Origin of the sequence: Stenotrophomonas sp. Y-13 (genome assembly GCF_046267925.1) — a bacterium.
Classification (GTDB): Bacteria; Pseudomonadota; Gammaproteobacteria; order Xanthomonadales; family Xanthomonadaceae; genus Stenotrophomonas; species Stenotrophomonas acidaminiphila_A.
This window is the reverse complement of record NZ_CP176501.1, coordinates 2,943,029-2,964,054: the sequence shown is the minus strand read 5'-3', so window position 1 is coordinate 2,964,054 and position 21,026 is coordinate 2,943,029. Positions and strand designations below refer to the sequence as shown.

22 protein-coding genes are annotated in these 21,026 nt (G+C 70.3%); 15 read left to right on the top strand and 7 right to left on the bottom strand.

The genetic code is table 11. The annotated features are described in order from the left end of the window. Positions 1–191: 191 nt before the first annotated feature. From ACJ7VY_RS13425 to ACJ7VY_RS13410, 4 genes are all read left to right on the top strand, one after another. A complete protein-coding gene (locus ACJ7VY_RS13425) occupies positions 192–1,163 on the top strand; it encodes a potassium channel beta subunit family protein (protein ID WP_409475821.1) in 972 nt (323 codons plus the stop codon). Between the two features lie 138 nt (positions 1,164–1,301). Further along, on the top strand, positions 1,302–1,499 hold the full coding sequence (gene hemP, locus ACJ7VY_RS13420; RefSeq protein WP_104939571.1) for a hemin uptake protein HemP: 198 nt from the start codon (positions 1,302–1,304) through the stop codon (positions 1,497–1,499). Positions 1,500–1,642: 143 nt separating this feature from the next. Beyond that, positions 1,643–3,832: a TonB-dependent hemoglobin/transferrin/lactoferrin family receptor gene (locus ACJ7VY_RS13415; protein WP_409475820.1), complete on the top strand. Its 2,190-nt coding sequence runs from the start codon at positions 1,643–1,645 to the stop codon at positions 3,830–3,832. An 80-nt stretch (positions 3,833–3,912) separates the two neighbouring features. After that, positions 3,913–4,851 (top strand): DUF6607 family protein, encoded by a 939-nt coding sequence (locus ACJ7VY_RS13410; protein ID WP_409475819.1) that lies wholly within the window; start codon positions 3,913–3,915, stop codon positions 4,849–4,851. A gap of 49 nt (positions 4,852–4,900) precedes the next feature. On the opposite strand, the gene ACJ7VY_RS13405 is transcribed toward ACJ7VY_RS13410, so the two are convergent. Further along, on the bottom strand, positions 4,901–5,254 hold the full coding sequence (locus tag ACJ7VY_RS13405; protein ID WP_054667569.1) for a DMT family protein: 354 nt from the start codon (positions 5,252–5,254) through the stop codon (positions 4,901–4,903). A 139-nt stretch (positions 5,255–5,393) separates the two neighbouring features. Here ACJ7VY_RS13405 and ACJ7VY_RS13400 point away from each other — a divergent pair, with 139 nt between their 5' ends. The 11 genes from ACJ7VY_RS13400 (at position 5,394) to ACJ7VY_RS13350 (ending at position 13,945) form a co-directional block, all read left to right on the top strand. Further along, a complete protein-coding gene (locus tag ACJ7VY_RS13400) occupies positions 5,394–6,107 on the top strand; it encodes a response regulator transcription factor (protein WP_054667567.1) in 714 nt (237 codons plus the stop codon). A 101-nt stretch (positions 6,108–6,208) separates the two neighbouring features. Next, positions 6,209–7,528 carry a sensor histidine kinase gene (locus ACJ7VY_RS13395; protein WP_104939568.1) on the top strand — a complete coding sequence of 440 codons (1,320 nt, stop codon included), beginning with the start codon at positions 6,209–6,211 and terminating at the stop codon, positions 7,526–7,528. A 205-nt stretch (positions 7,529–7,733) separates the two neighbouring features. Then, positions 7,734–8,114, top strand: a complete 381-nt coding sequence (locus ACJ7VY_RS13390) for a diacylglycerol kinase (RefSeq protein WP_104939567.1) — start codon at positions 7,734–7,736, stop codon at positions 8,112–8,114. Positions 8,115–8,168: 54 nt separating this feature from the next. Further along, positions 8,169–8,918 (top strand): TerC family protein, encoded by a 750-nt coding sequence (locus ACJ7VY_RS13385; protein WP_104939566.1) that lies wholly within the window; start codon positions 8,169–8,171, stop codon positions 8,916–8,918. Between the two features lie 133 nt (positions 8,919–9,051). After that, positions 9,052–9,687 carry a LemA family protein gene (locus ACJ7VY_RS13380; protein ID WP_104940266.1) on the top strand — a complete coding sequence of 212 codons (636 nt, stop codon included), beginning with the start codon at positions 9,052–9,054 and terminating at the stop codon, positions 9,685–9,687. Positions 9,688–9,691: 4 nt separating this feature from the next. Beyond that, positions 9,692–10,573, top strand: coding sequence for a TPM domain-containing protein (locus ACJ7VY_RS13375; RefSeq protein WP_409475818.1), 882 nt, complete (start codon positions 9,692–9,694; stop codon positions 10,571–10,573). After that, positions 10,573–11,064 (top strand): TPM domain-containing protein, encoded by a 492-nt coding sequence (locus tag ACJ7VY_RS13370; RefSeq protein ID WP_312345477.1) that lies wholly within the window; start codon positions 10,573–10,575, stop codon positions 11,062–11,064. The genes ACJ7VY_RS13375 and ACJ7VY_RS13370 overlap by 1 nt, the downstream gene beginning before the upstream one ends. A gap of 64 nt (positions 11,065–11,128) precedes the next feature. Next, positions 11,129–12,034: a prolipoprotein diacylglyceryl transferase gene (lgt, locus tag ACJ7VY_RS13365; RefSeq protein WP_409475817.1), complete on the top strand. Its 906-nt coding sequence runs from the start codon at positions 11,129–11,131 to the stop codon at positions 12,032–12,034. Between the two features lie 74 nt (positions 12,035–12,108). Beyond that, a complete protein-coding gene (locus tag ACJ7VY_RS13360; RefSeq protein WP_104939562.1) occupies positions 12,109–12,903 on the top strand; it encodes a thymidylate synthase in 795 nt (264 codons plus the stop codon). Continuing rightward, on the top strand, positions 12,903–13,400 hold the full coding sequence (locus tag ACJ7VY_RS13355) for a dihydrofolate reductase (protein WP_313248153.1): 498 nt from the start codon (positions 12,903–12,905) through the stop codon (positions 13,398–13,400). Before ACJ7VY_RS13360 ends, ACJ7VY_RS13355 begins: the two co-directional genes overlap by 1 nt. Before the next feature lie 161 nt (positions 13,401–13,561). Then, positions 13,562–13,945 carry a VOC family protein gene (locus tag ACJ7VY_RS13350; protein WP_409475816.1) on the top strand — a complete coding sequence of 128 codons (384 nt, stop codon included), beginning with the start codon at positions 13,562–13,564 and terminating at the stop codon, positions 13,943–13,945. A gap of 4 nt (positions 13,946–13,949) precedes the next feature. Here the strand turns inward: ACJ7VY_RS13350 and ACJ7VY_RS13345 are convergent, their stop codons facing one another. From ACJ7VY_RS13345 to lptD, 6 genes are read right to left on the bottom strand one after another with little or no spacing between them, the layout of a single operon-like run. Then, positions 13,950–14,993, bottom strand: coding sequence for a symmetrical bis(5'-nucleosyl)-tetraphosphatase (locus tag ACJ7VY_RS13345; RefSeq protein WP_409475815.1), 1,044 nt, complete (start codon positions 14,991–14,993; stop codon positions 13,950–13,952). Continuing rightward, complete coding sequence (gene apaG, locus ACJ7VY_RS13340) at positions 14,993–15,376, bottom strand: Co2+/Mg2+ efflux protein ApaG (protein WP_104939559.1); 384 nt, start codon at positions 15,374–15,376, stop codon at positions 14,993–14,995. Before apaG ends, ACJ7VY_RS13345 begins: the two co-directional genes overlap by 1 nt. Positions 15,377–15,412: 36 nt before the next feature. Then, positions 15,413–16,225, bottom strand: coding sequence for a 16S rRNA (adenine(1518)-N(6)/adenine(1519)-N(6))-dimethyltransferase RsmA (rsmA, locus tag ACJ7VY_RS13335; protein ID WP_409475814.1), 813 nt, complete (start codon positions 16,223–16,225; stop codon positions 15,413–15,415). Continuing rightward, positions 16,222–17,202, bottom strand: coding sequence for a 4-hydroxythreonine-4-phosphate dehydrogenase PdxA (gene pdxA, locus ACJ7VY_RS13330; RefSeq protein WP_409475813.1), 981 nt, complete (start codon positions 17,200–17,202; stop codon positions 16,222–16,224). The genes rsmA and pdxA overlap by 4 nt, the downstream gene beginning before the upstream one ends. Before the next feature lie 4 nt (positions 17,203–17,206). Beyond that, positions 17,207–18,565, bottom strand: coding sequence for a peptidylprolyl isomerase (locus ACJ7VY_RS13325; RefSeq protein ID WP_409475812.1), 1,359 nt, complete (start codon positions 18,563–18,565; stop codon positions 17,207–17,209). After that, the gene (gene lptD / locus ACJ7VY_RS13320) at positions 18,562–20,994 is read right to left on the bottom strand and encodes an LPS-assembly protein LptD (RefSeq protein ID WP_409475811.1); all 2,433 of its coding nucleotides are present in this window, start codon (positions 20,992–20,994) and stop codon (positions 18,562–18,564) included. The genes ACJ7VY_RS13325 and lptD overlap by 4 nt, the downstream gene beginning before the upstream one ends. Positions 20,995–21,026: the final 32 nt, after the last annotated feature.

The following is a 21,026-nucleotide window of genomic DNA, read 5'->3' as shown; positions in this document are numbered from 1 at the left end:
CCGGGCGAGCCCGCAAAAGCGGCAAGCCTAGAGCAGCGGCCAGTGGCGGGCAACAATCCCGACGCCTGCCGGGGGCAACGGCGGCGATCAGGCCGGCATCGGCAAGGTCCGGGGCGCTATCGGTACGGTGGCGGGGGTTAAACTGGCGGCTGTCCGCGCCGCCGGCGCGCACCGCGTTCCAGGAGCCAGCCATGCAATACCGCCGCCTCGGGTCGTCCGGCCTGCAGCTTTCCGCCCTGTCCTTCGGGGCCTGGGTCACCTTCGGCAGCCAGATCGCCCGTGGCGAGGCCCGCAACCTGATCGCCGCGGCCTGGGACAACGGGGTCAACTTCTTCGACAACGCCGAGGTTTACGCGCAGGGCCGCGCCGAGCAGGTGATGGGCGACGTGATCGCCGACCTGCGCCTGCCGCGCGACGGTTACTGCGTGTCCAGCAAGGTGTTCTTCGGCGCGGTCGAGGCGCCCAACCCGCTGCAGCGCGGGCTGTCGCGCAAGCACGTGCACGATGCCTGCCATGCGGCGCTCAAGCGGCTGCGGGTGGACTACCTGGACCTGTACTACTGCCACCGCCCCGACCCGGAGGCGCCGATCGCCGAGACGGTGCAGGCGATGGACGTGCTGATCCGCCAGGGCAAGGTGCTGTACTGGGGCACCTCGGAGTGGTCGGCGGCGCAGATCGCCGAGGCGGTGGCATTCGCCCGCGGCAACGGCCTGCACGCGCCGACCATGGAACAGCCGCAGTACAACCTGCTGCACCGCGCCCGGGTGGAACAGGAGTACGCGCCGCTGTACGCCGACGCCGGGCTCGGCACCACCATCTGGTCGCCGCTGGCCTCGGGCCTGCTGACCGGCAAGTACAACGACGGCATCGCCGCCGGTTCGCGGCTGGCGCAGCCGTCGCTGGGCTGGCTGCAGTCGGCGGTGCTGGGCGAACCGGCCGATGCGCGGCTGGACAAGGTGCGGCGCTTCACCGCGGTGGCCGCGGAGCTGGGCGAATCGCCGGCGCAGCTGGCCATCGCCTGGTGCCTGCGCAACCCGCGCGTGTCCAGCGTGATCCTGGGCGCCAGCCGGGTGTCGCAGCTGGAGGAGAACCTGCGCGCGCTGGAGCTGCTCGAGCGTGTCGGCGACGACGCGTGGGGCAGGGTGGAAGCCGCCTTCGCTTGACCCGGGCGGCGCGCGCCGGGCGGGCCGTGGCGCCTGCCCGGCGTGGAAGGAATGCGGCCGGGCGCGGAAGGCGCGCCCTCTTGCATCGCGGATGAGAATCATTATCATCAATTCTGTCCCCGCCACGGAACCGCCGCGATGTTCGCCCAACCTGTCCTGCTCCGTCCCCGTACCCTGCACCTGCCGCAGCGCCCCGCCCCGCGAGCGCTGGCCGTCGATGACGCGATCGACAGCGGCGCGCTGCTGAAGGGCCAGCGCGAGATCCTGATCCGCCATGGCGACCGCGTTTACCGCCTGCGCCATACCAGCAACGACAAGCTGATCCTCACCAAGTAACCCCGGCCGCATTCGCCGCCAGCCGGCGCGCCACTGCGCGTCATGCCCTCCTGAATCGCATCTTCTCTCCCCCTCGGCCACGGCCGGGCCGCCACGGCGGCCGGCCGCTGCGCCGCGGGTCAACCGTTCGATTCAAGGTACCCATGATCCGTCCCGCCGCCTTGAGCGCCGCCCTGTGGGCGACGCTGTTTCCCGCCCATGCCGACCCAGCCGCAGCCGCGCCGGCCGATGCCCACGACCTGGAACGCGTCCAGGTCACCGCCACCCGCACCGGCCGCGCGGTCGCCGACGTCGCCGCCACGGTCGACGTGATCGAACGCGAACAACTGGACCGGCAGCTCGTCCACGACATCGCCGACCTGGTCCGCTACGAACCGGGCATCTCGGTGACCCGCAGCGTGGCCCGCTTCGGCCTGGGCGGCTTCCGCATCCGCGGGCTGGACGGCAACCGCGTGCTGATCCAGACCGACGGCATCGCCATGCCGCGCAGCTTCGCCATCGGCAGCTTCGCCAGCGCCAACCGCGACTTCACCGACCTGGAAACGCTCAAGCGGGTGGAAATCGTGCGCGGCCCGGCCAGTTCGCTGTACGGCTCCGACGCGCTGGGTGGCGTGGTCGCCTTCGTCACCAAGGACCCGGCCGATTACCTGGGCGACGGCAAGGACACCTACGTCGGCCTGAAGCTGGGCTACGACGGCGACTGGCAGGGCCTGCTCGGCGGGGTGACCACCGCCTTCGGCGGCGCGCGCTGGAGCGGCATGGTCAACGTCAACCACCGCCAGGGCCAGGAAACCGGCAACAAGGGCCGGGTGCGCAGCGCCGACAACACCCGCACCGCACCCAATCCGCAGCAGCGCGACGGCCGCAGCGTGCTGTCCAAGCTGGTCTATGCGCCCGATGACGGCCAGCGCCTGCGCTTGACCGTGGAGGGCAACGAGGACGTCACCGACACCGACGTGCTGTCGGCCATCGACCACGTCACCACCACCGGCATGAAGGCGCACGACAGGCAGACCCGCGCGCGGGTGTCGCTCGCGCATGAAATGGACGCGCTGGACGCGGCCTTCGCCGACAGCCTGCGCTGGCAGCTGTACCGCCAGGACAGCGAGACCACCCAGGTCACCGACGAGGACCGCGCCAACCGCAGCCGCCGCCACCGCGTGTTCGACTTCGACCAGCGGGTGCATGGCGCGCAGGCGCAGTTCGACAAGCGCCTGGTCACCGGCGCGGCCGAACATGCGCTGACCTGGGGCCTGGACGGCACCTGGAGCCGGATCCGGCAGAAGCGCGACGGCTACCAGGTGCTGGCCAATGGCAGCACCAGCAGCACGATCCTGCCCGACGCGTTCCCGGTGCGCGACTTCCCCGTCACCCGCACCACCGAGCTGGGCCTGTACCTGCAGGACGAGGTGCGGCTGGCCGGCGGCCGCCTGTCGCTGGTGCCCGGCGTGCGCGTGGACCACTACCGGCTCGAGCCGCAGGCCGACGCGATCTTCAGCGGCGACAACCCCGGCGTGGCGCTGGCGTCGCTGCGCAAGACCAGCGTGTCGCCGAAGCTGGGCATGGTCTGGCGCCTGGACCCGCGCTGGTCGCTGTTCGCCGGCTACGCGCGCGGCTTCCGCTCGCCGCCGTACAACGACGTCAACCTGGGTTTCACCAACGTCCTGTTCGGCTACACCGCCATTCCCAACCCGGACCTGAAACCGGAAACCAGCCATGGCCTGGAACTGGGCGTGCGCTACGTGGGGCCGGCGCTGTGGGCCAGCCTCGGCGGCTACCGCAACGACTACCGCGACTTCATCGAATCGCAGCGCTACGTCGGCACCAACGCGCAGGGGCTGATGGTGTTCCAGTCGCAGAACATCGCCGACGCGCGCATCCATGGCGCCGAACTGAAGGCGGGGCTGGAGCTGGGCGCGCTGGATGCGCGGCTGGCCGGCTGGTCGCTGCGCGGCGCGGCGGCCTGGTCGCGCGGGCGCAACCTCAGCGAAGGCGTGCCGCTGGACACGGTGGACCCGCTGCGCGGCAGCCTCGGGCTGGCCTACGACCGCGACGACTGGGGCATGGAGCTGGCCGGCAGCTTCGCCCGCCGCAAGGGCCGGGTCGCCAGCGCCGACGCGTTCCGTCCGGCCGGCTACGGCGTGCTCGACCTGATGGCGCACTGGCGCTTCGCGCCGGGCGCCACCGCCCAGGTCGGCGTGTTCAACCTGGCCGACCGCCGCTACATCGAATGGTCCAGCCTGGCCGGCACCCTGGCCGCTTCCAGCCGCGTGAGCGACCGCTTCAGCAACCCCGGTCGCACCGTATCGGCCAGCCTGTCGCTGGCCTGGTGAGCGGCGCCAACCGCTGCTTCCCTCCCCCGATGGAGCGTCACCCGGCCATGGATGGCCTTCCCACCGCCCCCGAGGAACCCATGAAGAAACCGCATTGCGCCAGCCTGCTGCTGGCCTGCGCCGCCAGTGCCGGCGCGGTCGCCGCGCCCGCCGACCCCGCCCGCGACCACGACACCATCGTGCGCATGCAGGGCGAGTACACCGTGGATTTCGCCTTCGACGAAACCGTGCTGCTGCAGCCCGGTTACGCGCGCGCGCCGGCGATGCGCAGCGGCGGCAACGAACTGGTGGTCGTGGTCGAGGACACCGCCACCCGCATCGTGCTGCAGCACCTGCTGGTGGATCCGGCCAGCGGCCACGTCACCAAACACTGGCGCCAGGACTGGACCTATGAAGCGCCGGTGCGCTTCGAGTTCAGCGCCGACCAGACCTGGCGGGTGCGCGCGCTTCCCGCCGACCTCACCCGCGGCGCCTGGACCCAATGCGTCTACGAAGTCAGCGACGCGCCGCGCTACTGCGGCACCGGTCGCTGGCGCTACGACAACGGCGTGCCCAGCTGGACCAGCGACCCGGGCTGGCGCCCGCTGCCACGCCGCGAGTACACCCGGCGCAGCGACTACAACGCGCTGGCCATGGTCAACCGCCACACCCTGACCCCCAGCGGCTGGACCCACGAACAGTTCAACACCAAGGTGCGCCGCGACGCCGATGGCGGGCAGCACGAAATCGCGCGCGAGTTCGGTTTCAACGACTACGTGCGCACCACGGACGTGGATTTCAGCCCGGCCCGCGCCTACTGGAACGCCACCGCCGGCTACTGGGCGCGGGTGCGCCGGCACTGGGACGGCTTCCTCGGCCAGGCGCCGGGCGCGCGGCTGAAGACACCGGTCGACGGCATGGCGATGATCGTGCCGCTGTTCACCCAGGCCGACGCCGTGCAGGCGGGGCGGGCGGTCGACGAACGCCGGATCGGCGAGGTGTTCGCGGCCTGGGTCGAAAAGGCGCCGGCCGCGGACTGAGCGCCGGGGCGGCGGCATCCGTGCGGCGGCATGGCGCCGCCGCGCGGGCTCATTCCTTGAACATCAGCAGTGCGGCGACCACGATCAGCGCGAACGCCGCCCAGTGGTTCCATTTCAGCGGCTGCCCCAGGTAGACCGCGGAGAACACCGCGAACACCACCAGGGTGATCACTTCCTGCATGCCCTTGAGCTGCGGCGCGGAATAGACCGCCGCGCCCAGGCGGTTGCCCGGCACCTGCAGGCAATACTCGAAGAAGGCGATGCCCCAGCTGACCAGGATCACCGTCAGCAGCGGCGCCGAACGGTACTTCAGGTGGCCGTACCAGGCGATGGTCATGAATACGTTGCTGGCGACCAGCAGCAGTACCGGGTACAGATAGGCGGTGAAGGGCGGGGCGGGCATGTCCGGGTCCGTGGGAAGGCGCGCATAGCATAGGTGCAGCACCGGTCCGGCGAACCGCGGGCGACAGGGCGTGGTTTCTTCACATGGGATCCACTCGGGGTGCGGCATCTTTCACAAAGCTGAAGAACGAGGAGGCTCCATGCGACAGACCAAGGAATCGTCCGGACTGGTGCTTGTCATCGAGGACAACCGCAACATTTCCGAGATGATCGGTGAATACCTGGAAAGCAAGGGATTCGAGGTGGACTATGCCTGCGATGGCCTGGACGGCTATCGGCTGGCGGCGGAAAACAGCTACGACGTGGTGGTGCTGGACCTGATGCTGCCGCGGCTGGACGGTATCGAGGTTTGCCGCCGCCTGCGCAACGAGGCGCGCAAGTCCACCCCGGTGCTGATGCTCACCGCGCGCGACACCCTGGACGACAAGCTGACCGGGCTGGGGTTCGGCGCCGACGACTACCTGACCAAACCCTTCGCCATCCAGGAACTGGAAGCGCGCCTGCGCGCGCTGATCCGCCGTGAACGCCGCCAGGTGGGCGCCGAGGTGCTCAAGGTCGCCGACCTGGTGCTGGACCCGGTCAGCATGCGCGCCACCCGCGCCGGCACCGAGCTGCAGTTGTCGCCGATCGGCCTGCGCCTGCTGACCATCCTGATGCGCGAATCGCCGCGGGTGGTGACCCGCCAGGAAATCGAGCGCGAGATCTGGGGCAACGGCCTGCCCGACTCGGACACCCTGCGCAGCCACCTGTACAACCTGCGCAAGATCATCGACAAGCCGTTCGACCGGCCGTTGCTGCATACCGTGCAGAGCGCGGGCTACCGTATTGCCGATATCGCCCAGCCGATGGGCTGAGGCATGCGGGGAAGCGTGATCTATCGCGACCGGGCGGGCCGTACCACGGCCCGCGCCGGCGTGCTCTTCCCCTAACCGCACTGGACCACCACGGGACCGCAATGCTGCACGGGTTGCCGCGCAAGATCAGGACCGCTTTCATGCTGCAGGCACTGCTGGCCGGCCTTGCGGTGCTGCTGGGCGGCTACCTGGTGCTGCTGGTGGTCAAGTTCGGCCTGGTCAACGCGCTGCTCAGGCAGGAGGCCGCGCACTACTGGGAGCTGTACCAGGCCTCGCCGGTGCAGCCGCCGCCCAACACCAGCAATGTCCGCGGCTACCTGCTGGAGACCGGGCAGTCGCCGCTGAGCCTGCCCGCCGACCTGCGCGGGCTGGCGCCGGGCTTCCACGAGGTCGGCGACGCCGACGAACTGGTGCTGGTGGACGACAAGCCCGCCGGGCGCCTGTACCTGGTGTTCCTGCGCTCGCAGGCGCAGCACCTGGCGTTCTGGTTCGGGGTGGTGCCGGTGCTGCTGATCCTGCTGGCGGTGTATGGCGCATCGTGGTTGACCTACCACGTCTCGCACCGGGTGGTGTCGCCGGTGACCTGGCTGGCGCGGCGGGTGTCGCAGTGGGACCCGCTGTACCCGGACGCGAGCGAACTGGCGCCGGAGCGGTTGCCGGCCGACGTGCAGGGCGAGGTACGGCAGCTGGCCGGTGCCCTGCATACCATGGCCGGGCGCATCGGCGACCATGTCGCGCGCGAGCGTAATTTCACCCGCGATGCCAGCCACGAGCTGCGCACGCCGCTGACCGTGATCCGCATGGCCAGCGACATGGCGCTGGGCGCGCAGGAGCTGAGCCCGGGGCTGCAGCGCAGCCTGCAGCGCATCCAGCGCGCCGGCCGCGACATGGAGGCGCTGATCGACGCGCTGCTGATCCTGGCGCGCGAGGCCAACATCGAGCCGCAGGCCGAGTGGGTCGAGGTGGCCGACGTGGTCCGCTACGAGGCGGCCAATGCCCGCGGCAGCCTGGCCGGGCGGCCGGTGGAACTGGAAGTCCATGTCGCCGCCGCCAGCCCGCTGCGGGTGCCGCCGCAGGTCCTGCACGTGGTGGTCGGCAACCTGCTGCGCAATGCCTGCAACTACACCGACCGCGGCCGCGTCGATGCCTACGTGGAGGCCGACCGGGTGGTGGTGCGCGACACCGGCATCGGCATGTCGCCCGAGGCGCTGGCGCGGATTTTCGAGCCGTTCTTCCGGGTCGAGCCGGAGCGGCGCCAGGGCCACGGCCTGGGCATGCCGATCGTGCATCGCCTGTGCGAGCGTTTCGGCTGGCGCATCGAGCTGCAGAGCGAGCCCGGGCGGGGCACCACGGTGACGGTGCGTTTCGCGCGCGACGCCGCGCAGCCCGAGCAGGGCGTGGACGGCACCGCCTCCCCCTGACCCGGCCGCTGCCGGTGGCGGCCCCGGCGCCCTGGCGTGACGGCGCACGGCTGCCTCCGCGAGCCTGTGCGAGCGGGCGACAGGGCGCCGGCAGGGCGCGTGTGGCAGAATCCTGCGCTGTTCATCGCCACGGCCGCCTGCATGGATATTTCCCGTTCCCGCCCCGTCCCGGCCACCCGCGCCGGCTCGACCGAGGGCCGCGCGCATGGCTGACGAAATGGGCAACCTGCCGCGCGGCCCGGCGCGCGTGCTCAAGGCGGCGGTCTGGTCCTGGCAGGGTTTGACCGCGGCCTGGCGGCACGAATCCTCGTTCCGGCTGGAGGTGTACCTGTTCGTGCTGCTCGCCCCGGTGGCGGTGTGGCTGGGGCAGACCCCGGTGGAGCGCGTGCTGCTGGTCGGCTCGTTGCTGCTGGTGCTGGCCATGGAGCTGGCCAATTCGGCCATCGAGGCGGTGATCGAGCGCTACGGCCCGGAGTTCCACGTGCTGGCCGGCCGCGCCAAGGACATGGGCTCGGCAGCGGTGTTCGTGATGATGATGAATGTGCTGCTGTGCTGGGGGCTGATCCTGGTGCCCCGGATTTTCTGAACCTCGCCGCCGCGCGCGACCGCGGTGGATTGTCTTTGTTGAAGGATTGCCTGCATGTCTTTTGAGTTCCTTGCCGACCCCAACGTATGGGTCACCCTGTTCATGCTCAGTGCGCTGGAAATCGTGCTGGGCATCGACAACCTGGTGTTCATCTCCATCGCCGTGGGCCGGCTGCCCGAGCACCGCCGGCCGCTGGCACGCCGGGTCGGCATCGCCGTGGCCTGCATCACCCGCATCATGCTGCTGGTGTCGCTGGCCTACCTGGCGCACATGGAGAGCAACCTGTTCACCGTGGCCGGCATGGGCATCTCGATCCGCGACCTGGTGCTGATCGTCGGCGGCCTGTTCCTGCTCTACAAGGGCATCAAGGAAGTGCGCGAACTGGTCAGCGGCGGCGAGGACCAGGACCCGACCACCACCAAGGCATCGGCCGCGTTCGGCACGGTGATCGCGCAGATCGCGATCATCGACATCGTGTTCTCGCTGGATTCGGTGATCACCGCCGTCGGCATCGCCGACCACGTCCCGGTGATGGTCTGCGCGGTGCTGCTGTCGGTGGCGGTGATGCTGCTGGCGGCCAACCCGCTGGGCCGCTTCATCGACGCCAACCCGACCGTCAAGCTGCTGGCGCTGGCGTTCATCCTGCTGGTCGGCGCGGTACTGGTGCTCGACGGCCTGGACCTGCACGTGCCCAAGCCCTACATCTATGCCGCGATGGGCTTCTCGGTGATGGTGGAGTGGCTGAACCTGCTGATGCGGCGCAACGCCAGGCAGCACCACATCCCCGGCGCGGACAACTGGTAAGCCGTTGCCCGCCGCCGGCCGGGTGCCGGTGGCGCGCTACCCACAGGGGCCGGCACGCGCCGGCCCCTGTCGTATGCACACGCTGCACGGCAGTGGTGGCATGCTTGCGGTTCCGGCCAACCAGGACCCGCCCATGCGCCCCTTCCTCCGCCTCGTGTTGCTTGCCCTCGTGGCAGGCTCGATCTCCGGCTGCGGTTACAACGCCATCCAGCAGAAGGACGAGGCGGTCAAGGCCGGCTGGTCCGAGGTGCTCAACCAGTACAAGCGCCGCGCCGACCTGATCCCCAACCTGGTCAACACCGTGCAGGGCTATGCCCAGCAGGAGCGGCAGGTGCTGACCGAGGTCACCAATGCGCGCGCCCGGGTCGGGCAGATCCAGGTCAACGCCGACGATGCCGCCTCGCTGCAGCAGTTCCAGCAGGCGCAGGGCGAACTGGGCAGCGCGCTGTCGCGGCTGCTGGTGGTCAGCGAGAACTACCCGACGCTGAAGTCCGACCAGAACTTCCGCGACCTGCAGGCGCAGCTGGAAGGCACCGAGAACCGCATCACCGTGGCGCGCGGGCGCTACATCCAGCTGGTGCAGGACTACAACACCTACATCCGCTCGTTCCCGCAGGTGATCACCGCCAAGCTGTTCGGCTACCAGGCCAAGCCGAACTTCAGCGTGGACAACGAAGCGCAGATCGCACAGCCGCCGGCGGTGGATTTCGGCACCCGGCCGCAACCGCAGCCGCAGACCCCGCCGCCGGCACCCGCGCCGGCGCAGTGAGCCGATGAACCGCCTGCTGCGCCTGTTGCTGCTGGCGTTCCTGCTCGGCCTGGCCGGGCCGGGCACGGCCATGGCGCAGCAACTGGTGCCGATCCCGCCGCTGGACTCGCCGGTGGTCGACACCACCGGCACCCTGGACGCGGCGCAGCGCCAGGCGCTGGTGGAGCAAGCGCTGGCCCTGCAGCAGCGCAAGGGCAGCCAGTTGCAGATCCTGATCGTGCCCAGCACCCGGCCGGAGGACATCGCCCAGTACACCACCCGCGTGTTCGAGCAGTGGGGCATCGGCCGCAAGGGCGTGGACGACGGCGTGCTGCTGGTGGTGGCCCGGGACGACCGCCGCGTGCGCATCGAGCCGGGCTATGGCCTGGAGGGCGCGATTCCCGACGCCATCGCCAACCGGGTGATCCAGGAATACCTGGTGCCGCGCTTCCGCAACGGCGACTATGCCGGCGGCATCGCCGAGGCCACCGCGGTGCTGGTGCGGCTGATCGACGGCGAGCCGCTGCCGGCGCCGGTGGCCAGCAACCGTGAGCCCGGCGGCAGCGACGCCACCTTCTTCGTCGCGCTGTTCATCGGCGGCATCGCCTCGATGCTGGCGCGGCTGCTGTTCGCGCGCCGCTCGCGGCCGGCCAAAGGCCTGCTGGCCGCGCTACTGGCCGGGGGCGCCGGCTGGCTACTGCTGTCGCTGGCCGGCGGCGGCGTCGCCGCGGCGGTGGCGTTCTTCCTGTCGCTGGGTGGGCTCTCGCCCGGGGGCTTCGCCCGCGGCGGTGGCTTTGGCAGTGGCGGCTTCGGCGGCGGTGGCTTCGGTGGGGGCGGATTCGGCGGTGGCGGCTGGTCCGGCGGCGGCGGGCGTTCGGGAGGCGGTGGCGCCTCGGGGAGCTGGTGATGCGCTGGTTGCGCCATGTCTTTTCGCCGTCGGCGCATGCGCGGTTTCCCGCCGCCAGCCTGGACCGCATCGCCCGCGCCATTGCCGAGGGCGAGCGCCGCCACGGCGCCCAGCTGATGTTCGCGGTCGAGTCCGACCTGCCGCTGGCGGCATTGTGGCGCGGGGTCTCGCCGCGCGAACGCGCCGAACATGCCTTCGCGCTGCTGCGCACCTGGGACACCCGCGACAACAATGGCGTGCTGCTCTACCTGCTGCTGGCCGACCACGCCGTCGAGATCGTGGCCGACCGTGGCCTGCACGGGCGCATCGACGCGGCGCGGTGGCGCCAGGTCTGCGAGGATTTCGGCCGCCGCCGGCGCGAAGGCGACCTGGAGGCCGCGGTACTGGCGGCCATCGCAACGCTCTCGGAAATGCTGGCCGAGCATTTTCCGGCCGATCCGGACGCGCCGCGCGACAACGAGTTGCCTGACCGCCCGCGGCTGCTCGGGTGACGCGGCGGTTGAGCCCCGCGGGCGCTGCCCCGAGAATAGGGACTCGTCCGCCGGACCCGCCTGCATGCTCTATCTCCACGACATAGACCCCATCGCCTTCTCCCTGGGGCCGATCAAGGTGCACTGGTACGGCATCATGTACCTGCTCGGTTTCGCCGCCGCGTGGTGGCTGGGACGTATCCGCATCCGCGCCGGGCGCCTGCCGGGCGTGGACATGAACGCGTTTTCCGACCTGCTGTTCTACGCCATGCTCGGCGTGGTGCTGGGCGGGCGCATCGGCTACATGCTGTTCTATGCCACCGCCGATTTCCTGCACAACCCGCTGCTGCTGCTGCGCGTCTGGGAGGGCGGGATGAGCTTCCACGGCGGCCTGCTCGGGGTCATGGCCGCCGGCTGGTGGTGGACCCGCAAACACGCGCTGCATTACTTCGACACCATCGACTTCGTCGCGCCGCTGGTGCCGCTGGGGCTGGGCTTCGGCCGCCTGGGCAACTTCGTCGGCGGCGAGTTGTGGGGCAAGTTCACCCACGCCGGCTGGGGCGTGGTGTTCCCGCACGCGCCGCTCAAGGACGTGCCGGCCGGCCTGCCGACCATGGAGCAGCTGATGTCGGCCGCGCAGATCCGCCAGGACTATGCGGCCGGCCTGCTGACCCAGTACGCGCGCCATCCCTCGCAGCTGTACGAAGCGCTGCTGGAAGGGCTGGTGATGTTCGTGGTGCTGTGGACGTATTCGATGAAGCCGCGCCCGCGCTATGCCGTGTCCGGCCTGTTCGCGCTGATGTACGGCAGCTTCCGCTTCCTGGTCGAGTTCGTGCGCATGCCCGACAACGGCGTCTACCTGGCCTTCGGCTGGTTCACCCGCGGCCAGCTGCTGAGCCTGCCGCTGATCGTGCTCGGACTGGTGCTGCTGGCCATGTCGCGGCGTGCGCCGGTGCTGCAGCCGCTGCCGGCGGCCGGAGACAAGGCGTGAAGCGCTGCGCCGGAGGTGGAAAATGAAGCCTTTCGCCGGAGGCGAAGAATGAAGTCATTGGCCGGAGGCGAAGAATGAAGCAGTACCTGGACCTGCTGCGGCACGTGCTCGACCACGGCACCGACAAGGCCGACCGCACCGGCACCGGCACCCGCAGCGTGTTCGGCTGGCAGATGCGCTTCAACCTCGGCGAAGGCTTTCCGCTGGTCACCACCAAGAAGCTGCACCTGCGCTCGATCATCCACGAGCTGCTGTGGTTCCTGAAGGGCGACACCAACATCGCCTACCTGAAGGACAACAAGGTCGGCATCTGGGACGAATGGGCCGACGCCAACGGCGACCTCGGCCCGGTCTACGGCAGGCAGTGGCGCAGCTGGGCCGCCGCCGACGGCCGCCAGATCGACCAGATGCAGTGGCTGCTGGACGAGATCCGGCGCAACCCGGACTCGCGGCGGCTGGTGGTCAGCGCCTGGAACGTGGGCGAGCTGCCGCAGATGGCGCTGATGCCCTGCCACACCCTGTTCCAGTTCTACGTGGCCGACGGCAAGCTCAGCTGCCAGCTGTACCAGCGCAGCGGCGACATCTTCCTGGGCGTGCCGTTCAACATCGCCAGCTATGCGCTGCTGACCCACATGGTGGCCCAGGCCACCGGGCTGGGCGTGGGCGATTTCGTGCACACGCTGGGCGACGCGCACCTGTATTCGAACCATTTCGAGCAGGCCCGCGAACAGCTCGCGCGCGCGCCCCGCGCGCTGCCGACGCTGTGGCTGAACCCCGAAGTGACCGACCTGTTCGGCTTCAGCTACGACGACATCCGCATCGACGGCTACGACCCGCATCCGCCGATCAAGGCGCCGGTGGCGGTGTGATGAAGCTGTCGCTCATCGCCGCGCTGGACCGCAACCGCGGGATCGGCCGCGACAACGCCATGCCCTGGCACCTGCCCGACGACTTCAAGCACTTCAAGGCGCTGACCCTCGGCAAGCCGATCCTGATGGGGCGCAAGACCGCGCAGTCGCTCGGGCGCGCGCTGCCGGGCCGGACCAACCTGGTGCTGACCCGTGGCGGGCAGGTGCCGTTCGCGGGGATGCACGCGGTGGCGTCGGTGGAGCAGGCCCGGGAGATGGCCGCCGGGGAGGCTGCCGACGAACTGTGCGTGATCGGCGGCGGCGAGATCTACCGGCTGCTGATCGACCAGGCCACCGACCTGCACCTGACCTGGGTGGACGCCGAGGTCGCGGCCGACACCCATTTCCCCGAGGTCGACCCCGCCGTGTGGCGGGAAGTGGACAGCCAGCCGCATCCGGCCGATGCGCGGCATGCGTTCGCCTTCCGTTTCGCCCATTACCTGCGGCGTTCCGCGTAGCGGCGCGGCGTGCCCCGCAGGGGGCATCCCCGGACAAGCCCAGCGGGGCCAGCCCCGCTCCGGTCTTTCCGGGTAGTCGCAGCGCGGTCGTTTGCGCCGTTGTGCCAGCGATGCTGTTCGGCCGACCCGATGCAGCTACCTTCCAACTCCAGGAGACGGGCATGACCGCACTGTTCGACCGGATCGACACCTTCGTCCTGCCGGTGGCCGATTACCAGGCCGCCGCTGACTGGTACGCCGCCAAACTCGGCCTGCAGGCGACGTACGTGGATGCGGGCGCAGGCCTGGCGGTGCTGCCGTTGGCGCAGGGCGCGAGCCTGACCCTGTGGCAGCGCAAGGCCGGTGGGCCGGCGCCGGATCCGCATGCGCAGGGAGCGTTTCCGATCTTCGCCACGGCCGATGCGGCGGCGGCCTGCGCGACGTTGAAACGCCGTGGCGTGCGTGTCGGCGAACTGGAGCGCGGCGACGGCGTGGTGTATTTCCGCTTCCACGATGCCGACGGCAACTGCCTGGAGGCCTGCCAGGTGCTGCAGCCCGGCGCCTGAGCGCTTACGGCGTGGGCGCTGCGCCGCCGTGGTTGCCCGGCGTGCCCGTCGGGTTGCCGTTGCTGCTGGCGTTGTTGCCGCCGTTGTTGCCATTGTTGCCGCCGCCGTGCGGCCGGTGCCGGCGTGGCCGGCGCCGTTCGCGGCGTTCGCCCTGCGCCTCGGCGCCGGGGTCGGGCCGGCGCTCGGCCGGTGGCCGCCGTGGCGGATGCGCGCCGGGTACCGGCGCCGGCACGTCGCGGCCGGGCACCTGGACCACGCGCAGTTCCTCGCTGTCCAGCTGCAGCGCGGTGAGCTTGCCGCCCCACACCGCACCGGTGTCGATGGCGTGCACGCCCTGGGTGATGGTCAGGCCCAGGGCCGACCAGTGGCCACAGACCATCTTCAGTTCGCGCTCGACCCGGCCCGGGACTTCGAACCACGGGTACATGCCCAACTGCTGGGTGCCCGGCGTGCCCTTGTCTTCCATGCCGATGCGCGCGCGCGGCGTGCAGTAGCGCATGCGGGTGAAGATGTTGATGATCGCGCGCGAACGGTCGTAGCCGGTGAGGTTCGGCGCCCAGCTGGGGCCGTCGCCGTACATGTTGCGCAGCAGCTTGCGGTAGCCGTTGCCGTGCAGCTGCTGTTCGACCTCGCGCGCATGCCGCTCGGCCATCGCCACCGTCCACTTCGGCGCCAGCCCGGCATGGAACATCATCCAGCCCAGGCCGCGGTCCACGTGCACCAGCTTCTGCTGGCGCAGCCAGTCCAGCAGCACGTCGCGGTCCTCGGCCAGCACCACGCGCTGCAGGTCGGGGTTGACCTTGCGCTGCTCCTCGGCGCTGCGCGCGCCCACGGCCAGCAGCGACAGGTCGTGGTTGCCCAGCACCACCACGCTGTGCTCGCGCAGCGAATGCACCAGGCGCAGGGTCTCCAGCGACTGCCCGCCGCGGTTGACCAGGTCGCCGCAGAACCACAGCCGGTCGGCGGCCGGGTCGAAGTTGATCTTCTCCAGCAGCCGCTGGGTGACGTCGTAGCAGCCCTGCAGGTCGCCGATCGCCCAGGTCGCCATCAGTGCAGGGTCCTGGGAATGGACAGCACGAACGGCGCGACCGGCGCGGCGAATTCGGTGCCGTCGTCGGCCAGCATGTCGTAGTGGCCCTGCATGGTGCCGCGCTCGGTGCCGAGCATGACCCCGGAGGTGTAGCGGAATTCCTCGCCCGGGCGCAGCCGCGGCTGCTCGCCGACCACGCCGTCGCCATCCACGTGCTCGGTGCGGCCGTTGCCGTCGGTGATGCGCCAGTGGCGGCTGATCAGCCGCGCCGGCACGCTGCCGCGGTTGTGGATGCGGATCGTATAGGCGAACGCGTAGCGCCCGTCCTCGGGCGCCGACTGCTCGTCGATGAAGCGAGGCGACACCTCGATCTCGATCGCGTACTGGCGGGAATCATCCATGCGGGCAAGTGTAAGCAAAAGCGGTGTGAGCGGACGTCAGGCAGCGGTGGCGTTGGCCAGGGCGATGAATTCGGCCACGTCCAGCTGCTCGGCGCGCGCGTCGCTGCGCACCCCGGCGGCAGCGAAACCGGCCTCGTCGACGAGGCCGTGCAGCGCGTTGCGCAGGGTCTTGCGGCGCTGGCCGAAGGCGGCCTTGACCAGCCGGGCGAAGTGCGCCGGATCGGCGATGCCGACCGTGGCCGGATCGCGCGGCACCAGCCGCACCACCGCCGAGTCCACCTTCGGCGGCGGCCGGAACGCGCCCGGCGGCACCACGAACAGCGAGGTGACCTGGCACCAGGCCTGCAGCATCACGCTCAGGCGGCCATAGACCTTGCTGCCGGGCGCGGCGGCCATGCGGTCCACCACTTCCTTCTGCAGCATGAAGGTCATGTCCGAAATCGCCGCGGCGTGTTCCAGCGCATGGAACAGGATCGGCGAGGAGATGTTGTAGGGCAGGTTGCCGACCAGCCGGATCGGCGCGTCGCCGGCCAGCTCGGTGAAATCGACTTGCAGCACGTCGCGGTGGACGATGGTCAGTTCGCCCAGCGGCGCGGCCGCGGCGGTGAGCGGCGCGATCAGGTCGCGGTCGAACTCGATCACCGTCAGCTGCGGATGCCGGCGCAGCAGCGGGAAGGTGATCGCGCCCTGGCCGGGGCCGATCTCGACCAGCCGGTCGCCGGGCCGCGGGTTGACCGCCAGCACGATCTTCTCGACGTAGTGCGCGTCGGCCAGGAAGTGCTGGCCGAGCTGCTTCTTCGCCGGCGCGGTGAAACCGGCGCCGGCGCGCGGGGCGTGGGAGGAATTCATCGGGTGATTTTACGGTGTGCGGCCAGCCGCGCGCACAGCGCGGTGGCGGCCTGCAGGCTGGAGGGATCGGCCGTGCCCTTGCCCGCCAGGTCGAGCGCGGTGCCATGGTCGACGGCCACGCGCGGGTAGGGCAGCCCCAGGGTGATGTTCACCGCCTGCTCGAAGCCGCTGTACTTGAGCACCGGCAGGCCCTGGTCGTGGTACATCGCCAGCACCGCGTCGAAGCCGCGCAGCCTGGCCGGCAGGAACGCGGTGTCGGCGGGCAGCGGCCCGGCCAGGTCCAGGCCGTCGCCGCGCAGCCGTTGCAGCAGCGGGATGACCACGTCCAGTTCCTCGCGGCCAAGATGGCCATCCTCGCCGGCGTGCGGATTCAGCCCGAGCACGGCGATGCGCGGCCGCGCCAGGCCGAAGTCGCGGCGCAGCGCGGCGTGGGTGGTGGCGATCACCGCGCGCAGGCGGTCGGCGGTGATGGCGTCGGCTACCTCGCGCAGCGGCAGGTGGGTGGTGGCCAGGGCCACGCGCATGTGCGCGTTGGCCAGCATCATCACCACCTCCACCCCGGCCTGGTGGGCCAGCAGTTCGGTGGTGCCGCTGTAGGCGATGCCGCCGTCGTTGATCGCCGCCTTGTGCACCGGGCCGGTGACCACGCCATCAAGTTCGCCCGCCAGGCAGGCCCGGCCAGCGCCCAGCAGGGCGTCGATCACCGCACGGGCGTTGGCCGGGTCGGGCTGGCCGAAGCGCGACGGCGCGGCGTTGCGCACCGCGCGCAGGCGCAGGTCGCCCGGCACCGTGGCGGCGGCGTCCTCGGGCAGCAGGTTCAGCGGCAGGTCGAGCGCGGCGGCGGCGCCGCGCAGCGTGTCCGGGTCGGCGAATGCCAGCAGCCGGCAATCGCCGCGCGGCTGCTGCGCCAGGCGGACGCAGAGTTCCGGGCCGACCCCGGAAGGCTCGCCCGGGACCAGAGCGAGCTGGGGAACCATGGGATCAGGGCTTGGCCGGTTCGGACGCGCCGGCGTCCGGCCCGGCGGTGCCCTCGGCGCGGTCGCCGGTGCGGAAGCTGACGTAGGCGTCGCCACGCAGCTCCTGCAGGAAACGGTTGTACTCGTCGTCCAGCTTGCGGCGGCCGATCTGGTCGCGGATCTGTGCGCGCTTGTTGTCGTCGGTCACGTCGGTCTGGCGGGTGCCCACGCGCTGCACGATGTGCCAGCCGGCATCGGTGCGGAACGGCGCGGTGACGCCACCGTCCTGCACGCTCTCGACCTGGCGGCCGAAGTCCGGGCCGAACGCATCGGCCGGGAACCAGCCCAGGTCGCCGCCCTGGCCGCGGCTGTTGGCGTCGTCGGACGATTCCTTGGCCACGGCCTGGAAGTCGGCGCCGCCGGCGATGCGCGCGCGCAGGGTCTCGATCTTCGCCTTGGCCGCGGCGTTGTCCACCTGGTCGGTCACGCGCACCAGGATGTGGCGGGCGTGGTACTCGGTGACGGTATGGGTGCCGGCGGCATTGTCGCTGTCGCGCACTTCCACCAGCTTCAGCAGCTGGAAGCCGCTGGGGCCGCGGATCGGGCCGATCACGTCGCCGGCCTTCATCGCCTTGATCTGCGCGGAGAACGCGTTGGGGATCTCGTCCAGGCTGCGCCAGCCCAGGTCGCCGCCTTCCAGCGCGTTGGGGCTGTCGGAATAGCGCACCGCGGCGGCGGCGAAGTCCAGTTCGCCCTTGCCGATCAGGTTCTTGATGCCGTCGATCTTGCTCTGGCCGGTGGCGATCTGCTCGGCACTGGCGCCGTCGGGCAGCGCCACCAGGATGTGCGCCAGGTGGTACTGCATGCCGCCGGCGTTCTGCTGCGCCAGGGCCGCGTCCACCTCGCCCTCGCTGACGCTGATGCGGCTCTGCGCGAAGCTCTGGCGCAGGCGCTGGGTGATGATTTCCTCGCGTACCGAACTGCGGAAGTCGTCGAAGCCGATGCCGTCCTGGGCCAGGCGCTGGCGCAGGCCGTCCACGTTGGTGCCGTTCTGCTGGGCGATGCTGGCGATGGCCTGGTTCAGTTCCTCGCCGCTGACCCGGATGCCGCTGCTCTCGGCGCGGGCCACCTGCAGCTTGACCAGCACCAGGCGCTCGAGCACCTGGCGTTCAAGCACGCCCTGCGGCGGCAGCTGGTGCTCGCGGCCGGCGTACTGCGCCTTGATGTTGTTGATCGCGCGCTGCAGTTCGCTCTGCAGGATCACGTCCTCGTCGACGACGGCGGCGATGCGGTCCAGCGGCTGCGTCTGCTGCGCGGCGGCCGGTGCGGACACGCCGGCAAGCGCCAGCAGGGTGGCGAGGACTGCGGATAGGGTCTTGGTCATGGAATCAGGTTCGGATCGTAGTCGTCGTCGTTCGCCTCGATGTTGCTGGGCGGAACGAGGTACAGGTCGTCTCGGTTGTAGCCGAGAATAGCACGGCGCAAGGTGCGGTCCGTGTCCTGCCCGACCGAGCTCAGGCCCTTGAGCACGAACTCGACCTGCAGGGAATTGTTCATGTCGCCCTCGCGGTTGCGCACGTAGCGGCGGGCCAGCGCGCGCACCGCCAGGCAGCAGCTGTCCCACTGCACGCCACCGATGATTTCCAGCGGCTTGTTGTCGAGCATCGAGTAGTAATAGCGGCCGACGATGCTCCAGCGCGGGTTGATCGGGTACAGGAACGACAGGTCGGCCTGCTTGAGCTGGTCGACGTTGGTGCTGGGGTTGCGGCGGTAGCGGTAGGTCAGGTTGACCACGCCGTCGCCGGGCATCAGGTAGCGGGCGCGGACGCTGGCCAGGTCTTCCTTGCGGTATTTCGGGTTCCACTGGTAGGTGCTGCCCAGGGTCCAGCGGTCGTTGATCGCCCAGTTCACGTCGGCGACCCAGGCCGAGTTGCCCTGCTGGACGATGGCATCGCCGCTGCCGAGGGTGGTCCTGGAGTCATCGAAGTAGGAGATCTGGCCGATGCTGGCCGACAGCTTCTCGCGGCCGTCGGCCTGGCGGATCAGGCGCGTGGTCAGGGCCGTGGTCAGCTGGTTGGCGTCGTTCTGGCGGTCGGCGCCGGTAAAGCGCGAATCGCGGAACAGCTGGCCCCAGCTGAAGGTGAAGGCGCGGGTGTCGAACAGCGGCAGGTCGCGCTGGTCGCGGTACGGGGTGTTCAGGTAGAACAGCCGCGGCTCCAGCGTATGCAGGTAGGACTTGCCGCCGATCTCGGTCTCGCGGTCGAAGAACAGGCCCATGTCCAGACTGGCGATGGGCAGGCTGCGGTGCGGGGTGGTATTGCCGCGCAACTGCTCCGGCGTGGCGGTGGCCGGGTCGATGCCGTCGGCCACCAGCTGGTTGCGGCGGATGCTGTCGGCCAGGCCGCGGTCCAGGTCGTAGGCGGTGTAGCGCCAGGCCAGGGTCGGGGTGATGTACCACGCCGCGCCGGCCAGCGGCATCGACACGTAGGGCTTGATGTCCAGGCGCGAGCCGCCGTCCACCCGGGTCAGGCTGCCGTCGCGCACGTACTCGCCGTCGATGATGGTCTTGCCGCGGATGTCGTCGTGGGTGAAGCGCACCGCCTCGGCGTAGACGCCGGTTTCCAGCCAGCGGCCGAAGCTGTCGTCCCAGGTGCCGAACAGGCGCGGCTGGCGGCTGTAGGGCAGGGCGGCCTCGGTCAGGGTGTAGTCGGTCAGCTGCCAGTGGTCGGCCATCAGCCCGGCGGTCCAGGTGCGCCCGGTGCCGTACAGGCCGGCGGTGCTCTGCAGGTTGGAGGCGGTCACGCCGAGCAGGCGGTTGGCGAAATCCTCCATGTAGCGCTCGTCGCTGACCCAAGCCAGGTTGGCGCGCGCCTGCCAGTGCTGGTCCACATTGTGGTAGCCGTTGTAGGCGATCTTGCCGCGCTCCCGGTCGCGCAGCGAATCATGCGGCATCCACTCGGTTTCCAGCTGGCCGCGGCCACCGCCGTAGAGGTAGCGGAACTCGTTGTCCAGCATCAGCCCGCGCCGGCTCATCCAGCGCGGGGTCAGGGTGTCGTCGTAGTTCGGCGCCAGGTTGAAATAGATCGGCTGCGCGTAGTCGAAGCCGTTGCGCCCGGACAGGCTCAGTTTGGGATAGAGCAGCCCGGTCAGGCGCCGGTCGTCGATCGGGAACTTGAACCACGGCATGTACATCACCGGCACCTTGCCGACGCGCAGCACCGCGTTGCGGGCGGTGCCGAAACCTTCGTCGTTGTCCACCTCGATCTGCGGCGCGGCCAGTTTCCACACCGGCTGCGACGGATCGCAGGTGGTGTAGGTGGAGCGGTGCATCTGCCCCACCGAGCCCTGCAGGTCGATGGAGTCGGCGCTGCCGTTGCCGCGGCGCGAGACCAGCTGGTACCTGATGTCGCTGATCTTGTGGCTGTCCGTTTCCTGGTTGCCCTCGGCGCGCTTGGCGGTCAGGCGGATCGACGAGTCCGAATAGCGCACGTTGCCGTCGGCGATGTAGTTGCCGGTCTCGGTGTCGAAGCGCAGGTTGTCGGTGCCCATGAACTGGTCGCCGCGCTTGAGCGCGACGTTGCCCTGGTACTGGGGGATGACGCTGGTGCCGGAGAGCTGGTCGCCCTCGATGTCGGTGGGCAGCTGGTCGCGGGTGGCGGCCGCGGCCGGGTCGGCCTTGGGCGCCTCGTCGAACGCCGGCAGCACGTCGGTGGCCGGGCACAGGTTCCAGTTCACCGGCTTCTCGCTGGCCATCGCCGACAGTGCGAAGGCGACGCTCAGGGGCAGGGGAAGCAGGCGGAGGGCTGGGCGCACGCGGATCGGATTCAGTGAAAACGGCCGCTAGC

Excerpts from the sequence above, each read along its gene's own strand:
- ACJ7VY_RS13410 (WP_409475819.1), top strand. The coding sequence starts at position 3,913 with ATGAAGAAACCGCATTGCGCCAGCCTGCTGCTGGCCTGCGCCGCCAGT.
- rsmA (WP_409475814.1), bottom strand. The coding sequence starts at position 16,225 with ATGAATTCCTCCCACGCCCCGCGCGCCGGCGCCGGTTTCACCGCGCCG.
- ACJ7VY_RS13395 (WP_104939568.1), top strand. The coding sequence starts at position 6,209 with ATGCTGCACGGGTTGCCGCGCAAGATCAGGACCGCTTTCATGCTGCAG.
- ACJ7VY_RS13415 (WP_409475820.1), top strand. The coding sequence starts at position 1,643 with ATGATCCGTCCCGCCGCCTTGAGCGCCGCCCTGTGGGCGACGCTGTTT.
- ACJ7VY_RS13355 (WP_313248153.1), top strand. The coding sequence starts at position 12,903 with ATGAAGCTGTCGCTCATCGCCGCGCTGGACCGCAACCGCGGGATCGGC.
- ACJ7VY_RS13380 (WP_104940266.1), top strand. The coding sequence starts at position 9,052 with ATGCGCCCCTTCCTCCGCCTCGTGTTGCTTGCCCTCGTGGCAGGCTCG.
- lgt (WP_409475817.1), top strand. The coding sequence starts at position 11,129 with ATGCTCTATCTCCACGACATAGACCCCATCGCCTTCTCCCTGGGGCCG.
- ACJ7VY_RS13350 (WP_409475816.1), top strand. The coding sequence starts at position 13,562 with ATGACCGCACTGTTCGACCGGATCGACACCTTCGTCCTGCCGGTGGCC.
- apaG (WP_104939559.1), bottom strand. The coding sequence starts at position 15,376 with ATGGATGATTCCCGCCAGTACGCGATCGAGATCGAGGTGTCGCCTCGC.
- ACJ7VY_RS13325 (WP_409475812.1), bottom strand. The coding sequence starts at position 18,565 with ATGACCAAGACCCTATCCGCAGTCCTCGCCACCCTGCTGGCGCTTGCC.
- pdxA (WP_409475813.1), bottom strand. The coding sequence starts at position 17,202 with ATGGTTCCCCAGCTCGCTCTGGTCCCGGGCGAGCCTTCCGGGGTCGGC.
- ACJ7VY_RS13405 (WP_054667569.1), bottom strand. The coding sequence starts at position 5,254 with ATGCCCGCCCCGCCCTTCACCGCCTATCTGTACCCGGTACTGCTGCTG.
- hemP (WP_104939571.1), top strand. The coding sequence starts at position 1,302 with ATGTTCGCCCAACCTGTCCTGCTCCGTCCCCGTACCCTGCACCTGCCG.
- ACJ7VY_RS13390 (WP_104939567.1), top strand. The coding sequence starts at position 7,734 with ATGGCTGACGAAATGGGCAACCTGCCGCGCGGCCCGGCGCGCGTGCTC.
- ACJ7VY_RS13345 (WP_409475815.1), bottom strand. The coding sequence starts at position 14,993 with ATGGCGACCTGGGCGATCGGCGACCTGCAGGGCTGCTACGACGTCACC.
- ACJ7VY_RS13400 (WP_054667567.1), top strand. The coding sequence starts at position 5,394 with ATGCGACAGACCAAGGAATCGTCCGGACTGGTGCTTGTCATCGAGGAC.
- ACJ7VY_RS13425 (WP_409475821.1), top strand. The coding sequence starts at position 192 with ATGCAATACCGCCGCCTCGGGTCGTCCGGCCTGCAGCTTTCCGCCCTG.
- ACJ7VY_RS13385 (WP_104939566.1), top strand. The coding sequence starts at position 8,169 with ATGTCTTTTGAGTTCCTTGCCGACCCCAACGTATGGGTCACCCTGTTC.
- ACJ7VY_RS13370 (WP_312345477.1), top strand. The coding sequence starts at position 10,573 with ATGCGCTGGTTGCGCCATGTCTTTTCGCCGTCGGCGCATGCGCGGTTT.
- ACJ7VY_RS13375 (WP_409475818.1), top strand. The coding sequence starts at position 9,692 with ATGAACCGCCTGCTGCGCCTGTTGCTGCTGGCGTTCCTGCTCGGCCTG.
- ACJ7VY_RS13360 (WP_104939562.1), top strand. The coding sequence starts at position 12,109 with ATGAAGCAGTACCTGGACCTGCTGCGGCACGTGCTCGACCACGGCACC.